Origin of the sequence: Chryseobacterium daecheongense (assembly GCF_003729955.1) — a bacterium.
Classification (GTDB): Bacteria; Bacteroidota; Bacteroidia; order Flavobacteriales; family Weeksellaceae; genus Chryseobacterium; species Chryseobacterium daecheongense.
The window spans coordinates 114211-131989 of sequence record NZ_RJTX01000002.1; the positions used below are offsets into that span (position 1 = coordinate 114211).

Sequence of the window (17779 nt, forward strand, 5' to 3'; positions counted from 1 at the left end):
AAGTGAATCGTCAATTTTTTAAATGTCTATCTATCATTCACAGTTGACCATTCACATCTATTAATTCATAACTCAACAAGCTTATGACTGAAAAGCAAAGAATATCCGATATTTCCTGGAAAAAATGGGGACCTTATGTGAGCAACAGAGAATGGGGACTTGTACGTGAAGATTACAGTGCCAATGGTGACGCGTGGAATTATACCCGTCATGACATGGCGGAAGCCAAAACTTATCGGTGGGGTGAAGAAGGTATTTGTGGGATTTGTGATGATTTGCAGCAGCTCGTTTTTTCAGTGGGCTTTTGGAATAAGAAAGATAAAATGGTGAAAGAACGGTTTTTTGGGCTGACCAACGATCAGGGAAACCATGGAGAAGACGTAAAGGAGTACTTTTATTATCTGGATTCCACACCTACACATTCCTACATGAAAATGCTGTATAAGTATCCTCAAAATGCGTTTCCTTATGATGATCTGTTGAAAATCAATTCAGAAAGAAATAAAAATGAACCGGAGTATGAGTTGATAGACACAGGAATTTTCGATCAGAATGAATATTTTGACATCTTTATTGAATATGCCAAAGAAAGCCAGTCAGACATTCTGGTAAAGCTTACCATAACAAATAAGGCTGAAAAGGAAGCTCCTCTTATTATTTTGCCCACTGTTTGGTTCAGGAATACATGGAATTGGGGATATGATGATTATAAGCCGCAACTATGCTCCGAAGAGGCCAATTGCATTAAAGTAAATCATAAAGACCTGGAAGTAAAAAATGTATATGCCCGACAATCCTTGAAAGTCCTGGTCTGTGATAATGAAACTAATTGTGAAAAACTTTATCAATCGCCCAGTAAATCAAAATATTGCAAAGACGGCATTAATGAATTTGTCGTAAGTGGGAATACTCAGACTATCAACCCTAAAGATATAGGGACTAAAGCTTCATTTTTTATTAATGAAAATTTCAAAGCTAAAGAAACCAAAACCTTTGAACTGAGGATTACAGATAAGGATTTAGCCCGGCCTTTTGAAGGATTTGAAGACATTTTTGCTTTAAGACAAAAAGAATCGGAGGAATTTTATGAGGATCTTCAGGAAGGAATATCTTCAGATGATGAAAAAATGATCCAACGACAGGCTTTTGCAGGAATGCTTTGGAACAAAATGTTCTATCATTACAATGTGGAGAAATGGCTGAAAGGGGATCCCGCAGAAGTGCAGCCTCCAAAATCCCGTGAAAGGATAAGAAATTACGATTGGAAGCATCTCAATAATGAGCATATTATTTCAATGCCCGATAAATGGGAATATCCATGGTATGCAACATGGGATCTTGCTTTTCATGCCATAAGCTTTTCTTTGATTGATCCAGATTTTGCCAAACATCAGCTCAAGCTGTTTCTTTTTGAATGGTACATGCATCCGAATGGGCAACTTCCCGCCTATGAATGGAATCTCAGCGACGTCAACCCACCAGTCCATGCATGGGCAACTTTCCGGGTATTCAAGATTGATGAATATTTAAAGGGAAAACCGGATATCGAGTTCCTGGAAAGTGCATTCCAGAAATTAACGATGAATTTTACCTGGTGGGTGAATAAAAAAGACGACAACGGCAACAATATTTTTGAAGGTGGATTTTTAGGATTGGATAATATCGGGGTTTTTGACAGAAACGCTGTGCTTCCGAATGGTGATCAGCTTGAACAGTCTGATGGAACAAGCTGGATGGCCATGTTTGCCCTGAATATGATGAGAATTGCTCTGGAATTGGCTCAGTACAACAAAGTGTACGAAGAGATGGCAACAAAATTTTTTGAACATTTCCTATCCATTGCTAATTCGTTGGATAATATGGGGGACGAAAATTTCAGCCTTTGGGACGAAGAGGATGAGTTTTTTTACGATGCACTTGCTTCCAATGATTGCAGCCACATGTATTTAAGGTTAAGAACCATCGTAGGCTTAATCCCTATGTTTGCCGTTGAGGTGATTGATGATGAGATGATTGAAAATCTTCCGAATTTTAAAAGCAGAATGCACTGGGTATTGGAAAACAAACCGGAATTGGCAGCTCTTGTTTCTCATTGGGAAGTAAAAGGACAGAACTCAAAGCATCTTCTTTCCCTTTTAAGGGGACATCGTTTAAAAAGATTATTACACAGGATGTTGAATCCTGAGGAATTTTTAAGTGATTATGGTGTCCGTGCTTTATCCAAGGAATATGAGCAGAATCCTTATCATTTGAATTTGAACGGAACAGATTACAGCGTAAAATATACACCTGCGGAAAGCGATAGCGATCTTTTTGGCGGAAACAGCAATTGGCGCGGTCCGGTTTGGTTTCCTATCAATTTTCTAATTATTGAAAGCCTTCAAAGGTTTTTCTTTTATTACAGCCCTGACTTTTTGGTCGAATACCCTACAGGAAGTGGAAATTACTCTAATCTGGATCAGATTGCAGATGCTTTAAGTAAAAGATTATCCAGGATATTTTTGAAGGATGAAAATGGAAACCGCCCTGTAAATGGACAATATCCGAGGTTTCAAACGGATCCGGATTTTAAAGATTATATCCTGTTCTATGAATATTTCCATGGTGATAACGGTCGTGGAGTAGGAGCTTCTCACCAAACCGGATGGACAGGCCTGATCGCTAAAATTTTACAGCCAAGATTTTCCAAAAAGAAAATAGCAGAATCTGAAACCCAAATGCCGGATGAAGCGAAAACGTAAAATCGCAAAATTGTAGAATCGTAAATCGGTAGGAATATAGGTCAATTATGTACAATTTTATATTCTGTCACTCAGAGCGAAATGAAATGAGCGTGGAATCTACCATGTTTTTATCTTTAGAACATTAAGATTCCTATGGAATGACAATACTGAATAAATAGTTTTTAACAGAAACAATTTTGCAAATCAGCAATTTTACGGTTTTGCTTATTCAAAAATCTGCTGAATTACTTCTAAGGACGGTGGGATCTTGAAATCTGTAATATGATAATGATAATATACCAGGAGACTATCCAGAAAATTCTTCCTGATCTTCGGTTGGATCTTTATCTGATAGGGAGATTCTGATAAAAGAATATTTTTCCAGATATAAGAAATTTCTTCTGTAAATAACTGATGGGTTAAGCTATGGGAAAAAGTTCCTGTTTCAGGATCTAAATAATTTCCTTCGTTGATTAAAGGAGCAACACCTTGTATTTTTAAAATTCTGATTAAGAAAATTAAATGAGATTGATAATTGTTTTGCGTTAATTCATCAATAAACTCATCAATACTAAGGAAGATTCCCGGATTTTTATTTTCATGCCTCAGAATCTGATTGAGTAGATCCGAGATGAAAAACACGACTGTATTCGCTTTAATATCCGTATACATATCATTATTCCGCACCAGTTCGAACCTGGAAACGGATTGTATACTGTTTCCTTTAGCGGAATTAATGGAAAAATTAAGCTGGTTCAGAGGCAAAAGCAGAGCCTTCTTTTTATTTTTTTTGGAATAGACTCCTTTCAGAAAATAACTCTGAAAGCCGTCTTCTTCTGTAAAACAATGCAATACCGCATCATTTTCCCCGTATTTTATGTATGAAAGTAAATATCCTTTTTGTGAGTTCATTAATTCACCACAGCTATTTTAGCGGTAGCTTTATCCGATCCGTCTTCATTGGTCATCAATACAAAATAGACTCCTGAAGCTACTCTTGTCCCTCTTTGGTTATTAAGATCCCATTCGTAATATCCACCCCTTGCTACAGCTGAGTGTACAACATTTCCTGCTGCATCAGCAATTCTGATATTCGTTTTTTCCGCAAGACCTTTAATGGTAACTTTACCTTTGAAATTAGAATACACCACAGGATTCGGATAAACAAGAACATTCCCAAAATTAGAGGTTACATCCGCTACATCGCCCTGATAAGTAACAATCCCATCATAAGAGACAAAATATACTTTTCCGGTTTTCCTGTCCACTTTAATATCTGTGATGCTGTTCGTTGGAAGTGGAGAATTCTCTTTAGTAAAATGTTTGATCGTTTGCTGTCCGTCTGAAGACAAATAATAAACACCGCCACCATCTACGGAAACCCATTTATGATCCCCTGCGTCCACTTCTATTTGTAATATCTGTGAGTCCCTGAAAAGCTCCTCACCAATACCGTTTTGCTCAATAACTATGGGGGTCACTTCAGCATCAGGGTCTTTTATAGCTACGGCTGCATTCGATAATATTCTTAAACCGCTGTCGGTTCCGATCCAAGCATCGCCTGCTTTATCAATTGCCACGGATAAGGTACCACTGGAATTTCCTGCAAAACCGTTGGACTGACTTAACGTATATATCACATCATCAGAAACTGTAGGTGTATTTTTATAATCATAAGCAAGAAAATTGCTGGTTCTCGGAAGAGGAACCCAGAACATTTTCTCATAATACAGAGGCTTTTGTACCGCAGTACTAAAATTGGTGTTCTTAATAATAAACTTATCCGCTGCCTTATCATAGGTAGCCATTCCTGCTGTACCGCTTCCTACGAATGAGATTGATGCATATAAATTGTTTTGATCGTCATAAGTAAGCCCTACAGGACGAGAGAAATATATACTAGGAGTCTCTAAATCATAATAATTTACAAAATCGAAATCCTTAGTGGAGGGATTGTATTTCATCTTATGAATACCATGTTCGGGTGAAAAGGTATAATTAGCAAAAAATACTTCAGTATTGTCACTAGGATTGGCTGTTACATCCAATACATTGAAAACTTTGCTGGTATTCACGAAATAAGACGGATAAATCCATTGTACCCCATCGAAGTAATAAAATCCAGGGTTTTTAGCATTAGCTAGTGGAGTATTAAATCTTGACTCTCTTCCCCCACTGGAAACCAAAAGCTGGTTATTATCGTATAAGCTGATTTTATATGAGTAATTGAAATAAGGGCCATCTGGTTTAAAAATGACATTACTTTCATCCTTAATTCCTGATAAAATAGTACCTCCATACACCTTTCCATTAACTGAAGTTGCTGTATTACACTCTTCTCCGAAGCTTACGGTTCCACTTGCTATACCATTTGTATTGAAAGTGTAAACTCTGTTTTGGTCTGTTACAACAATATTGTTTGCATTTACTACAACATCATGAACTTTAGTGAATGTCTGAGATAGTGGAATAGATGTCCCACTATTGTACAGATATGCTGTAGTAAGATTTGAAAATGTAAGAACGGATTCCGAGTCAATATGAGTAAAAGCTCCTGACATTTCTGTAGTCCATGTTGAGAAAACCGGGAAAGTGGTGTTCATGTCATGGCTTTTTAGCCCTGTATTGGTTACAGAGAAAACTTTATTCCCCAGAATGGTAGCTTCATTACTTGCTTCATATACTCCGCCTGTCATAAAGAAGGCCGAATCTCCAAACTCTTTGCTGTTCAAATTGAAAATAGAAACTCCATATCCTACTGATACTACCGCTTTATCGCCGGTAATAGAAATATGATTAATTTTTTTACTTCCATTGTATCCTGTTGCAATAGGAATATCTACAACATAGGTAATTCCCTGTGGTGTAATCACATCCAGTGATCCGTTTTGATAACCGATAAGACCTATTTTGGTTTGCGGATTGTAATCAAATGCTGATATTTTCACCTCATGTAAGCCGTTAGCTTTGGATAGCTTCGTGATCTCACCGGAAGAGATTGTATAAAAAAAGACTCCGTTTTCTGTAGCAGCAACAATTTTTCCATTATCTTCTTTCATAGCTAAGACGTTATTATAAGAGAATAAGTCCGCCCATTTTTTTGAAGAGATCACCTGTGCGTTTACAAATTGCAAAGAGGCTAAAATACCAAGGGAAATGATGGAGAGTTTTTTCATATTATACAGTTATGCTGCTATCTATTGCCTGGTTGTTCCAGGAAATATGTTGTACATTTTTAAGAGAATCAAAATAAAAATCTATTCTACCGAGAAGAAGTCCGGCCCAACCCACCTGGTTCACCAGGACATTTTTACCCTGTCTGTTTTGAAAAGTCTGAGGTTCCGGCAAAAAAGTATGGGTATGTCCGCCTAAAATCAGATCAATGTTTTCTGTTTTGGCGGCTAAGATTTTATCACTTACTTTATTAGGTTCGTCTCTGTAATCATATCCTATGTGGGATAAACAGATGACAAGATCACATTTCTGATCATTCTTTAAAAAATGAGAATAATGCTGTGCAACATCTATCGGATCCGAATAAACCGTTTCCTGATATTGCTTTTTCCCGACAAGTCCGTCCAGTTGGATACCAACTCCGAAAATCCCGACCTTTATTCCGTTTTTATTAAAGATTTTATAGGGTGATGTTTTTCCGTCCAGAATGGTGTTTTTAAAATCATAATTGGAACAGATAAATGGGAATTTGGCATTAGGCAGAACTTTTAAAAACCCGTCCAGGCCATTATCAAAATCATGATTTCCCATAGTGGAAGCATCATACTTCATCATGGACATCAATTTGAATTCAAGCTCGCCCCCGAAAAAATTGAAATACGGGGTTCCCTGAAAAATGTCACCGGAATCCAGCAGTAAAACATTGTTTTCCTGGCTTCTGATCTGCTGAATCAGGCTGGCTCTTCTGGCGAAACCTCCCTGATTAGGATTTTTGGTATAGCTTTCGTCAAAAGGCTCTATCCTGCTATGCTGATCATTGGTGTGCAGTATGGTAAGTTTGTTAGCGGATAGAAGATTATTGACCTTTACATCTTCTGCCATCATCATTCCCGGAGCTAAAGCCATTGCCAAAGTTCCGCCACCTATTGCTTTTAAAAAATGTTTTCTATCCATTACTTCTTACCGATAAAATTTAAACGAACATCCGTATTGGGAATCACCTCCGGATTTTTCTTAAAATAATCAATAAATAAATCCCTCAGTTTTATTCCTGTAGGAATCATTTCTCCTTTAGAGAAGAATTTCATATTATCCCCTCCCAAAGCCAGATAATCAGACGTGGCAATATAGTAATCCTGGTTGGAATTTACCGCTTTTCCGTTGATTAAAGTTTTGGAGAGTTGCCCGTTATTGGTTTCAATATATAAATGGGAAACAGGATTATTCACCTGTGTTTTAGCATAATAATCAAAAAGCCCCTGCAGATCCGTCCCTTTCATTTTTACAATGATCACCTCATTTTCGAAAGGCATTACTTCAAATATACTTTTCAAAAGAATATCTCCTTTTCCGATCGTGGTCCGGATTCCACCGATGTTTATTAAAGCAGCATCCACCTCTTTTTTAAGATTGGTTTCTGCCCATGCATTTGCTCCATCAAAAGTATAGTCTGCTAAAAGATTTCCCAAATTGCTGTTATCACCTTGTTTAGTAAGGTCTACATTGGTGTGGGAGATCTTTTGGTTCATCTCCTTATCCAGTTTTTGCTTGTAAGGTTCAATAACTTTTACAAATTCCTCGTCATTTTTCAGCTCATTATTAATAGAAATATTTTTTTGTGTCTGCACATTAGCAACCTGTAAAGTCGTTTTACAAGCTGTAAGTGAAACCAATGCAATTCCTAGTAATAAGAATTTATTTTTCATAATTTCTTTTAGTATATGCAAATATAATTATATGTATAATAAAACATTAGTATTTATTACAAATTTCTTGGTCTAAATTATTAAATTTGGGGAAAATATTTCAAAAAAATGAGCATACTAAAAGGAGTAGGTGTAGCTTTAGTAACACCCTTTAATGAAGATTTATCCGTTGACTTCGACAGTTTGACGAAACTTGTGGAGTATAATATTGAGAACGGAACCAATTATCTGGTTGTTTTAGGAACTACTGCGGAAGCAGCAACGCTTTCTGATGAAGAAAAGAAACAGGTAGTGGATCATATCATTAAGGTGAATAATAAACGCCTTCCTTTGGTATTGGGAATTGGCGGGAATAATACCCTTGAAGTAAAAAAACAGATCGAAGAAGCTGACCTTTCCGCTTTTGAGGCTGTATTATCTGTATCTCCATATTATAACAAACCTAATCAGGAAGGGCTTTATCAGCATTATAAAGCTTTAGCTTCTACAGGGAAAAATATTATCATTTATAATGTACCTTCAAGAACGGGACAAAATATTGAAGCAGATACTACTTTGCGTTTAGCGAAAGAATTCCCGAATTTATTCCTGATCAAAGAAGCGGCTCCAAATATTCTTCAGTATTTTGACATTTTAAGAAAAAAACCAGAAGGATTCTCATTGGTATCAGGTGATGATGAATACACTTTACCAGTTACTTTAGCCGGAGGTAATGGAGTGATCTCTGTTATCGGACAGGCTTATCCGAAAGAGTTTTCTACCATGGTGCAGTTAGCCTTTGAAGGAAAAGTGAAAGAAGCATATGAAATTCACAATAAATTGGTTGAAATTACCCGATTGATTTTTGCTGAAGGTAATCCTTGTGGAGTCAAAGTAGTTCTGGCTGAAAAAGGAATTATTAAAAACTATCTAAGACTGCCTCTTGTTCCTGCTTCTGAGGGATTATATGCGAAGATAAAGGCAGAAATGGCAACTCTTTAACTTGAATTGTCAATAGTCAATTTTGAATTTAAAAATTGACATTTTACAGACTGAACATAAAAATTGACCATTAACAAAAATATAACAAGGTGAAAGGCATAGCTTTTCACTTTTTTTAATCTGAAAAATTATGAAACTAACAAAAGCAACAGAAAATGATATTCCTCTGATCCAGGAGTTAGCAAGAAGATCATGGGAAAATGCATATGCTGAAATCCTCTCCAATGAACAGATGGAGTACATGTTAGGAACGATGTATTCTTATGACGAAATTTTAAACCATCTTCAGAATCCGGCATATCATTACTACTTAATACTGGATGAAAATGAAGATTCTTTTGAGGGCTTCATCGGATATGAACATGGCTATGAAGAGGGTACTACCAAGCTTCACAGGATCTACCTGGTTCCGGAAAGTAAAGGGAAAGGGTTTGGAAAAGAAGCACTGAAGTTTCTTACGCAAAAAGTCCAGGAACATGGAGACCGCAGAATTATTCTTAATGTCAATAAATATAATTCCGCTCAAAAATTCTATGAATCTCAGGGATATAGAGTGTATGATGAAGGGGTATTTGACATCGGAAATAATTTCGTAATGGACGATTACCTGATGGAGTTTTTAATTCACTAGTAAATGACTTAAAATTCTGTAAAATTTAATTATAATTCTATAACAAGTGATCTGTCTTTTTGGTTCATCTTTGTATCAGAACCAAATCACTTTTAAATAATACATTCATATGCTTGGTTTTAAGCTGTTTCAGCTTTTTATCAGTATATTTTTTTCATCCTTAGTGTTTAAATTCCTGTATTCAATAATGCAGGAGTTTTTTGCGTTTGCATAAATTTCATGAAAATTTTCGGTCTAATTCACTTTTATATGAAATAAAGTGTTATATTTACTGAAACTTTTACACACTATATTAGGATGAAAATGTACGTAAAATTTGATTTCAATGCGCTCTGTAAGAAAGTATTGGATGAAAAACTAAAAGAGCAAGGTATAAAGTACCGGCTGCTGAATTTTGGGGAAGTAGAATTTTATGAATCATTCACCCAAGAACAGCACATGACCTTTAAGAAAAACCTTGAAGATTATGGGATTGAAATTATAGAAAGCCAAAAAACAGCACTGGTACAGAAAATAAAAGATGCTATTGTGGAATTGGTTTTCTCTGATGAGGTAGTTCCTGTGAAAGCCTCCATTTATATTGCGGAAAAATTGAATCACAGCTACGGGTATTTATCTAATTTGTTTTCTGAGGTTACTCACACTTCTATAGAGAATTTTATTATTCTTCAGAAAATTGAGCATGCCAAAGAATTAATCATCAACAATAAGCAAAGCCTCACGGAAATTGCCCACAAGCTGAATTATTCCAGTGTGGCTCATCTAAGCACTCAATTTAAAAATACGACGGGAATCACACCTTCTCAGTTTCAAAAGATCATTGCGAAGAGAAGAAAAGCTCAGAGTATGATCATTAATTCTAAAATGCTCTATGAATAAAGAATATCTTAACGTGATTGTGGCGGATCATGATGAGGGAAACCTGGTATGCTTTAAGGATATATTGAAGGATTTGAAAATTGAGGTTAAAATCCAGATGTTTTGGAGCGGAACGGAATTGATGGGATATCTGAAAAATAAAAATAATATAGTTCCTGAAGTTCTTTTTATGGCTTACAATCTCGCTGAGAAAAATGCTGTGGAATGCTTAGAAGAAATAAAATCGGATGAAAGGTTTAATAATATGGTGAACGTTTTTTATTCGGATCATTTTTCAGACCTTGAAATGGATGAGATCTTTGTAAAAGGAGCCAATGTGTGTCTTAAAAGGCCTGAAGAGTATAAAGCATTTAAAAAAGTGCTTACAGAAGTGATTACGGTCAACTGGCAATATCATACTTCCGGAATGAACAAAGATAACTTTATAATGAAAGTAGGTTAGGGACAAGAAATATTCGGTACATAATATTCACACAAAAGTGAAAATTTTATAACGATTAAACATAATAATATAAAATTTTTTTAGCCCAGTATCATCAATTTTGTAATGCGATACAACAATAAGGAATTGATTGTTGAAAGCAAATAAAGATAAATATTTTGTTTAGATTAAAAAGTAAATATATAAATCACAATGTTAGTTTAAACAAAATGGATTATCAATTTCCAATGATAAAGCGTAGAAGATCTTTAAACAAAACGGTACAATCATGAAAACTCAATAATGGTTAAAGGATAGCATATTCGTTTCATTTTCATTCCTTTAACAAACATCAGTTAGTTTTTATAATAAGCAAGTTGGAAACATAATTCATTTTGTTTTCTTTATATCCTAAGACTGCAGCTAGACACCAATTCAATCCCTATAAGTATTTTCAAACAAGATTTACAAATATGGCTGCAGCTACTAGGATATTCTTCAAGGAAGACTAAAAGTAAATTTCTTCTAAATAACAGTTTTATAAGGGGACCGCGTTAAGATTATTCTTTCCGCGGTTTTTTTATGAGATTTTACTCCACTTATTTTTTCCTTTGTAATATTTGAGGTAAAAGTTTTTAATTACCAGATGGTCTGGTCTTGTCAATAAAGGATCAGCTTCAAGGATCTTTTCCACAGATTTTTTAGTGACTTTGATGATTGTGGAATCTTTTACCAGATCCAGTCTTTTAAAATCCACCACACCACTTTGTTGTGTTCCTAAAATATCCCCAGGGCCGCGAAGCTGCATATCCACTTCAGAAATTTTAAATCCATCATTAGTCTCCGTCATGGTTTTGATGCGGGTTCTGCTCTCAGTAGATAACTTATCGGAAGTCATGAGAATACAGTAGCTTTGTTCAGCGCCTCTTCCTACGCGCCCGCGAAGCTGGTGAAGCTGGGATAATCCGAATCTTTCGGCACTTTCAATAACCATTACAGAAGCATTGGGAACATTTACCCCCACTTCAATAACTGTAGTTGCAACCATAATTTCTGCTTTTCCTGATGCAAAATAATTCATGGCTGCATCTTTTTCATCCGGTTTCATTCTTCCATGCAGCATCGTTACATTATACTCTGAAAACGATTGTAAAATATGATCGAATCCTTCCATTAGATTTTTATAATCCAATGTTTCAGATTCTTCGATCAATGGATATACGAAATAAACCTGTCTGCCTTTCTTGATTTCATCCCGACAAAAATTATACACAAAAACCCTGTCTTTTTCACGTCTGTGAGCAGTAATAATAGGCTTTCTTCCAACCGGCATTTCATCGATTACAGAAACATCCAGATCAGAATAAAAGCTCATTGCCAATGTCCGTGGGATAGGAGTGGCAGTCATCACCAGAATATGTGGCGGAATTTTATTTTTCGCCCAAAGTTTGGCTCTTTGTGCAACTCCGAATCTATGCTGTTCGTCAATAATAGCTAATCCAAGGTTTTTAAACTTAACCTTATCCTCTAAAACGGCATGAGTTCCCACTAAAATGGAAAGGGTTCCATTTTCAAGTTCCTCATGTGTGATTTTTCTCTCGGAAGCTTTGGTGGATCCCGTTAAAAGCCGTACACTCACAGAAGTGTCTTTTAACAGGTCTTTGATTCCGTTATAATGTTGCTGGGCAAGGATCTCTGTCGGAGCCATCATACAGCTCTGAAAACCATTATCTAAGGCAATCAGCATCGTAAGTAGGGCCACCATAGTTTTCCCCGAACCTACATCACCCTGCAAAAGCCTGTTCATCTGGATCGGTTTTTTCATATCCTGACGTATTTCTTTCAAAACTCTTTTTTGGGCATTGGTAAGTTCAAAAGGAAGATGATTTTCATAAAAACTGGTGAAATAATCTCCTACAATGGGAAAAGGATTTCCGAATGACTGCGTTTTATGGTGAAGTTTTTTTAGTCCATATCCCAGTTGGAAGAAAAAAGATTCCTCAAATTTCAATCGGTAGTCTGCTTTCTCAAAAGATTCTATGTTTTTGGGAAAGTGAATATTCAGGTATGTATTTTGTCTGGAAAGAAACTTAAAGGATTTCATCATATAATCAGGCAAGTTTTCCTGAATAAGATTAGGAATTTCCTTGCAGATATTACGCAGAATGGTTTGAAAGAATTTTTGATTTAATCCTCGTTTCGTAAGCTTCTCCGAACTTGGATAAATAGGTTTTAGACGATTATCATTTTCTTTCTTTTCTTCTATCTCTATTTCCGGATGTGGCATCGAAAATTGATTGTTGAAAACATTCACTTTTCCGAAAATATAGATTTCCCGGTTAATGGGAAGCTGTTCTTTCATCCACTTTGAATACTGAAACCAGACTAAATCCATCGTTCCCGTATCATCATTGAATTTGGCGGAAAGTCTTTTGGTTTTTCCTGTTTGGATTTCCTGTACCTGGGTAATCTTTCCTTTAAGCTGAACATCAAGATTGCTTTCTTTCAGCTGTGAGATTTTGTAGACTTTATTCTTGTCCAGATAACGAATAGGGAAGAAATTTAAAAAGTCTTCAACAGTAGAAATTCCCAGCACATTTTTAATGAGCTTGGCTCTCTCCGGACCAATTCCTTTTACATATTCTATGGAAGTTTCTAAAGTCATCGAGCTGTAATAGAAGCTTTTTTATAAGAATAAACAATTCCGAATATTAAACCGATAATCCCGCCAATATAACTAAAGTTATGCATGGATCCTACAGCGATGAAACTTTTAAAATCAATGAGATCATGAGGGATGAACCAATTAGCGAATTCAGATTTTGGTTGATTAGATAACACAAAGTTTCCATATAAAAATCCTATTATTCCTATGATCAATGTGATAAGAATAGTAATGAAAATAGAAAAGACAGACGTTTTGAACATTGCTTTCCAATCTTTGTGTCTTAATCCAAAAATCCCTAAAATAAGTCCCAGGAACAATCCGAACCACCAGGTTGCAGAAAACCCCACGATCGCAACTTTCTCTCTTATGCTGTAATATTCTTCGTTCAGGTTGAACTGGATAAACTTAAATCGGGTATAATATTCAGGTGAAATACTGTAAGTAATCTGATCATGTAAAATACCATAAATGCCTGCAAGCAAAGAAGCGAACCCGGCAATCAGAAAAACCGTTAAAAATTTTTTAAGTATTTCTTTCATAAATAAAAACCCGAATTTCGGGAAAATAAAAAAGACTTCCAAGAAAAATTGAAAGCCTTATTTATCATCTCGGACCTCGAAACCCGATGACCAGCTAATCTTTTATTTTAGATTTAAATTTTTTCTGATAATCTTCCCATTGTTCGCGGGTACGTATTTTTTTGTATAAATCTTTTGACATTAAGTCTAAGTAAGGTTCCAATTCCTTTGCAGATAACTCTCCCTGAAGAATGGTAATAGGGCCTCCGTTTTCATCTAAGAATACTGTACTGGGTACAGCTCCTACATTCATATACTGTGTGAACTCATGCAAAGAGTTTCTGCCTTTTTTATGTTCCGTATTAGGATTGGAAAATATTCTGCCAAAAATCTCAATGTTATTTTTTTCCTCTGCATTGAATTTCACAGGATAATAATTCTCATTTAAAATTTCAGCAATAACGGCATGTCCATACGTTTTTTTATCCATGATCTTACATGGGCCACACCAATCTGCATAAAAATCGATGAGAATCTTTTTTGGATTTTCCTTCTGGGCTTTGAGAGCCTCTTCAATGGTCATCCATTGTATTTGTGCAAAAGTCCACTGAAGCAATAACAGGCAAACTATGCTTAGAATTTTTTTCATAAATTTTGTAATTACAAATAAAAATAAGCATAATTTGCTTACGATTATTTTACATCCTGCATTAATTTTTTCACATACGGTGATATCAAAATTAATACCACACCCGCAATTACTGCATATAATCCTAATTGTTTATAGCCTTCCGTATAAGTAATCAAGGCATCATAGTTGGTGGAACCTTCTTTGGCTGTAGCCATGTTTGCACCAATAATTCCTGCTACATATTGTCCATAGGCAGATGCTAAAAACCACATTCCCATCATCATTCCCTGAAGATTCTTTGTAGAAAGCTTCGTCATAATGGATAACCCAATAGGAGAGAGGCAAAGCTCACCCAAAGTAATAATGAGAAGAGCAATGGTAAAGAAATTCAGTGAAGTGATCCCTTGTGCATTAGCGAAAAGTCTTGTGGCAAATAATACATAATAACCAGCTCCAAGAAAAATGAATCCTAATCCGAATTTAATAAGCGTATTGGGCTCTATTTTTCTTTTATTCAGCCAGATCCAAAGAAGACCGATAAGTGGTGCAAGGAAGATGATAAAGAATGCTCCCCCGGAATTGTTAACTCCGTTTGGGTCTAACCCAAGAAGATCATTATTCAGATTCTTAGCGGCAAAAATGCTCAAAGAACCTCCACTTTGTTCATAAATCCCCCAAAATAAAATAGAGAATATAATGAAAACTAATGCAGCCCAAAGCTTCTTACGCTCGGAAGGTGTTACCTTGGTCATTTCATAAAATAAATAGATCAATGTCAATGGTCCAATGGTCCACATAAAATAATCTGTGTATTCAGTTTTAGCCACCATGGTCATAATAATCGGAATGAAAACAAGAGACAATACATACACTCCATATTCTTTCCATTTGGGCATTGGTGCAGATTTTACTTCAGCTAAAGGATGTCCGGGCTGTAAACCAATAGTTCCTAAACTTCTTTGAGTAAATATGAAATTGACCAAGCTGATTACCATTACAATAGCTGCAAGCCCGAAAGCAATATTCCATTGAAGATCTACAGGAATTAATCCTTTTCCTAATTTCCATGCTCCTAATTCTATATATCCAACCTTACCAATAGAAATACAAGCATATCCGCCTAAAAGCGCACCTAAATTTATTCCTGCATAGAAAAGAGAAAAACCTGCATCGGCTCTTTCATCATTTGGCTTATATAACTGACCAACCATTGATGAAATATTCGGTTTAAAAAAACCTGTTCCTACAACAGTAAAGGCTATTCCTAAAAAGAAAAATTGGTGTGGATCAGCAGCAAGAATCAAGCTTCCGACAATCATCAACAGCCCACCCCAAAACAGAGATTTCCTGAAGCCTAATACTTTGTCTGCAAAAAGCCCTCCTATGAAAGTAAATGCATATACAAAAGCTTGTGTTGCACCATATTGAAGATTAGCTTCTACTTCGTGGAAATTGAGTTGGGAAATCATAAAGAAAACCAACATTCCACGCATTCCATAGAAACAAAAACGTTCCCACATTTCAGAAAAGAAAAGGCTCCAGATCTGTTTTGGATATTTTCCCTTAAAGTTTTGTATTTCTTCTAAAGTTAAATTCATTATAAAAAATTAAGATTAACGAAAATAAAAAAAACCTCCGACTTTGCGGAGGTTTTATCATATTTTGATTGAAATTACTTCACACCATGCATCATTTTCTTCAATATTGGAGAAATTAATGCTAAGATAACAGCAGCAATACCACAAAGTACTACGAATACCATGAAGAATTCAAATAAGTTGTGGATTTCAAATCCTGCAAAAGTAGGATTCTGTGTTGGAAGCTGAGCCTTTTCAAATGCTGCAGCCTGATCAGCTGTTAAGGTTACTTTTTTATCTAAAACATCTTGTAAATTCACTCCAATTTCCTGTGCCTTTTTGAATTTATCACCTGTTGCAGGAATAAGTGCCCCTAAAGAACCTGCTAAAGCATAACCCGCTGCATTGGAAATAAAGAATACACCATACAATAAAGAAGCAAATCTTTTCGGAGCCAATTTACCTACTAATGATAAGCCGATTGGAGACAAGCAAAGCTCACCCATTGTTTGAATGAAATATAAAAGCATTAACCATTTGATCGCTAATAATCCTGAATTCCCAAGATCTTTTACATTGTGCGCGATAATGAAATAACTTAATGCGATTAAGGCTAAACCAATTGCTTGTTTCATTGGAGAAACAGGCTCTTTCCCTTTTGCTCTTAATTTATCCCATAATAAACTGAAAGGAATCGCTAATAATACAACGAAGATCCCGTTGAAAATCTGAACCATTGAAGGAGGCATATCCCATCCGAAAATGTTTCTGTCCGTTTGGTTATCTGCAATAAATGTTAATGAAGATCCTGCCTGTTCGAAAGCGGCCCAGAAGAAAATGATAAAGAACGATACGATATAGATTACCCCGATTCTTTGTCTTTCAACAGCATTTTCTGCAGAGCTCATAATTAAGAAAGCTAAGGAAATACCTGCGGAATAGATGAAAGGATAGATAATTCCTTTGATCAATTGTCCCATTTCCACGGAACTGAATCCGAATTCACCCACCAATATATATCTGAATACGAAAAATAACGCAACAAATATTAATCCGGTGATACCCAAAGATGCTCCTGAAAACTTGGCAGTCTGAGTTTCTCCTTCTTCGAAATCAGCACTTGTATTATGTTTTGGCAATCCACCGATAGGTCTTCCTTCCGGAGTTACCACATATTTATTTTTAAGAATAAAGAACGTTACTGTTCCTATGATCATCGCAATTGAAGCAGCAAGGAACCCCCATTTGAAAGCAAAAATATCTCTTACTCCCGTTGTAGCATCTTTAACATCCCCTAAATAAGGACAAATAAACTGTCCTAAGAATGCTCCGATATTAATCCCCATATAGAAAATGGTGAAAGCAGAGTCTAATTTTGATTTTTCCTGTTTTGGATAAAGACTTCCTACCATGGAAGAAATATTCGGCTTGAAGAAACCATTACCAAAAATGATAACGAACAAAGCCAGCCACATGATAAGTTTAGCACTTCCTATGCTTCCGGAAAAAGTGGAAGCACTGATGAAAAGCAAAAACTGACCGATGGCCATCAATGTTCCTCCGATTAGGATGGCATTTCTGTTTCCGATATATTTATCTGAAATAAAACCTCCTAAAAGGGGAGTCAGATAACATAAAGCTAAAAATCCACCATAGATGATTGCTGCATCCGCTTCTTTTATCAGCAGGGAATTTACCATGAAGAGCGTCAAAAGGGCTCTCATCCCGTAGAAGTTGAAACGCTCCCACATTTCTGTTCCGAAAAGAACCCACAATCCTTTTGGATGTCTGGAATTCTTATTCTCTACAAACTCATCCGGTTTCGGACTTAATGCTTCAGTATTATCCATTTTTATTGTTAATTTTTGTT

The 17779-nt window shown here is 35.9% G+C and carries 14 protein-coding genes; 5 read left to right on the forward strand and 9 right to left on the reverse strand.

Translation table 11 applies throughout. From position 1 onward, the window contains the following. Positions 1 to 83 precede the first annotated feature (83 nt). A complete protein-coding gene (locus EGI05_RS08925) occupies positions 84 to 2741 on the forward strand; it encodes an MGH1-like glycoside hydrolase domain-containing protein (RefSeq protein WP_123262726.1) in 2658 nt (885 codons plus the stop codon). A 207-nt stretch (positions 2742 to 2948) separates the two neighbouring features. On the opposite strand, the gene recO is transcribed toward EGI05_RS08925, so the two are convergent. Genes recO through EGI05_RS08945 form a run of 4 tightly spaced genes read right to left on the reverse strand, consistent with a single transcriptional unit; the run spans position 2949 to position 7603 of the window. Further along, positions 2949 to 3635, reverse strand: coding sequence for a DNA repair protein RecO (recO, locus tag EGI05_RS08930; protein WP_123262727.1), 687 nt, complete (start codon positions 3633 to 3635; stop codon positions 2949 to 2951). Further along, the gene (gene porZ, locus EGI05_RS08935) at positions 3635 to 5899 is read right to left on the reverse strand and encodes a type IX secretion system anionic LPS delivery protein PorZ (protein ID WP_185144967.1); all 2265 of its coding nucleotides are present in this window, start codon (positions 5897 to 5899) and stop codon (positions 3635 to 3637) included. Before porZ ends, recO begins: the two co-directional genes overlap by 1 nt. Before the next feature lies 1 nt (position 5900). Further along, positions 5901 to 6851, reverse strand: a complete 951-nt coding sequence (locus tag EGI05_RS08940; RefSeq protein WP_123262728.1) for a bifunctional metallophosphatase/5'-nucleotidase — start codon at positions 6849 to 6851, stop codon at positions 5901 to 5903. Further along, positions 6851 to 7603, reverse strand: a complete 753-nt coding sequence (locus EGI05_RS08945) for a 5'-nucleotidase C-terminal domain-containing protein (RefSeq protein WP_123262729.1) — start codon at positions 7601 to 7603, stop codon at positions 6851 to 6853. The genes EGI05_RS08940 and EGI05_RS08945 overlap by 1 nt, the downstream gene beginning before the upstream one ends. Before the next feature lie 108 nt (positions 7604 to 7711). Here EGI05_RS08945 and dapA point away from each other — a divergent pair, with 108 nt between their 5' ends. The 4 genes from dapA (at position 7712) to EGI05_RS08965 (ending at position 10536) form a co-directional block, all read left to right on the forward strand. Beyond that, positions 7712 to 8584, forward strand: coding sequence for a 4-hydroxy-tetrahydrodipicolinate synthase (gene dapA / locus EGI05_RS08950; protein WP_123262730.1), 873 nt, complete (start codon positions 7712 to 7714; stop codon positions 8582 to 8584). Positions 8585 to 8714: 130 nt separating this feature from the next. Then, a complete protein-coding gene (locus tag EGI05_RS08955; protein ID WP_123262731.1) occupies positions 8715 to 9215 on the forward strand; it encodes a GNAT family N-acetyltransferase in 501 nt (166 codons plus the stop codon). A 297-nt stretch (positions 9216 to 9512) separates the two neighbouring features. Continuing rightward, positions 9513 to 10094: a helix-turn-helix domain-containing protein gene (locus tag EGI05_RS08960; RefSeq protein WP_123262732.1), complete on the forward strand. Its 582-nt coding sequence runs from the start codon at positions 9513 to 9515 to the stop codon at positions 10092 to 10094. Further along, complete coding sequence (locus EGI05_RS08965; protein ID WP_123262733.1) at positions 10087 to 10536, forward strand: response regulator; 450 nt, start codon at positions 10087 to 10089, stop codon at positions 10534 to 10536. The genes EGI05_RS08960 and EGI05_RS08965 overlap by 8 nt, the downstream gene beginning before the upstream one ends. A 559-nt stretch (positions 10537 to 11095) precedes the next feature. On the opposite strand, the gene recG is transcribed toward EGI05_RS08965, so the two are convergent. The 5 genes from recG to EGI05_RS08990 form a co-directional block, all read right to left on the reverse strand. Continuing rightward, a complete protein-coding gene (gene recG, locus EGI05_RS08970) occupies positions 11096 to 13180 on the reverse strand; it encodes an ATP-dependent DNA helicase RecG (RefSeq protein ID WP_123262734.1) in 2085 nt (694 codons plus the stop codon). Continuing rightward, positions 13177 to 13722 (reverse strand): hypothetical protein, encoded by a 546-nt coding sequence (locus EGI05_RS08975; RefSeq protein ID WP_123262735.1) that lies wholly within the window; start codon positions 13720 to 13722, stop codon positions 13177 to 13179. The genes recG and EGI05_RS08975 overlap by 4 nt, the downstream gene beginning before the upstream one ends. Before the next feature lie 94 nt (positions 13723 to 13816). Continuing rightward, positions 13817 to 14350, reverse strand: a complete 534-nt coding sequence (locus tag EGI05_RS08980) for a thioredoxin family protein (RefSeq protein WP_123262736.1) — start codon at positions 14348 to 14350, stop codon at positions 13817 to 13819. 44 nt (positions 14351 to 14394) lie between these two features. Beyond that, entirely contained in the window at positions 14395 to 15930 is a 1536-nt protein-coding gene (locus EGI05_RS08985) for a peptide MFS transporter (RefSeq protein WP_123262737.1), read from the reverse strand. Between the two features lie 74 nt (positions 15931 to 16004). Next, on the reverse strand, positions 16005 to 17759 hold the full coding sequence (locus tag EGI05_RS08990; RefSeq protein WP_123262738.1) for a peptide MFS transporter: 1755 nt from the start codon (positions 17757 to 17759) through the stop codon (positions 16005 to 16007). Positions 17760 to 17779: the final 20 nt, after the last annotated feature.

Bases quoted from the DNA above. Each gene is read 5' to 3' on its own strand.
- EGI05_RS08925 (WP_123262726.1), top strand. From the start codon at position 84: ATGACTGAAAAGCAAAGAATATCCGATATTTCCTGGAAAAAATGGGGA.
- recO (WP_123262727.1), bottom strand. From the start codon at position 3,635: ATGAACTCACAAAAAGGATATTTACTTTCATACATAAAATACGGGGAA.
- porZ (WP_185144967.1), bottom strand. From the start codon at position 5,899: ATGAAAAAACTCTCCATCATTTCCCTTGGTATTTTAGCCTCTTTGCAA.
- EGI05_RS08940 (WP_123262728.1), bottom strand. From the start codon at position 6,851: ATGGATAGAAAACATTTTTTAAAAGCAATAGGTGGCGGAACTTTGGCA.
- EGI05_RS08945 (WP_123262729.1), bottom strand. From the start codon at position 7,603: ATGAAAAATAAATTCTTATTACTAGGAATTGCATTGGTTTCACTTACA.
- dapA (WP_123262730.1), top strand. From the start codon at position 7,712: ATGAGCATACTAAAAGGAGTAGGTGTAGCTTTAGTAACACCCTTTAAT.
- EGI05_RS08955 (WP_123262731.1), top strand. From the start codon at position 8,715: ATGAAACTAACAAAAGCAACAGAAAATGATATTCCTCTGATCCAGGAG.
- EGI05_RS08960 (WP_123262732.1), top strand. From the start codon at position 9,513: ATGAAAATGTACGTAAAATTTGATTTCAATGCGCTCTGTAAGAAAGTA.
- EGI05_RS08965 (WP_123262733.1), top strand. From the start codon at position 10,087: ATGAATAAAGAATATCTTAACGTGATTGTGGCGGATCATGATGAGGGA.
- recG (WP_123262734.1), bottom strand. From the start codon at position 13,180: ATGACTTTAGAAACTTCCATAGAATATGTAAAAGGAATTGGTCCGGAG.
- EGI05_RS08975 (WP_123262735.1), bottom strand. From the start codon at position 13,722: ATGAAAGAAATACTTAAAAAATTTTTAACGGTTTTTCTGATTGCCGGG.
- EGI05_RS08980 (WP_123262736.1), bottom strand. From the start codon at position 14,350: ATGAAAAAAATTCTAAGCATAGTTTGCCTGTTATTGCTTCAGTGGACT.
- EGI05_RS08985 (WP_123262737.1), bottom strand. From the start codon at position 15,930: ATGAATTTAACTTTAGAAGAAATACAAAACTTTAAGGGAAAATATCCA.
- EGI05_RS08990 (WP_123262738.1), bottom strand. From the start codon at position 17,759: ATGGATAATACTGAAGCATTAAGTCCGAAACCGGATGAGTTTGTAGAG.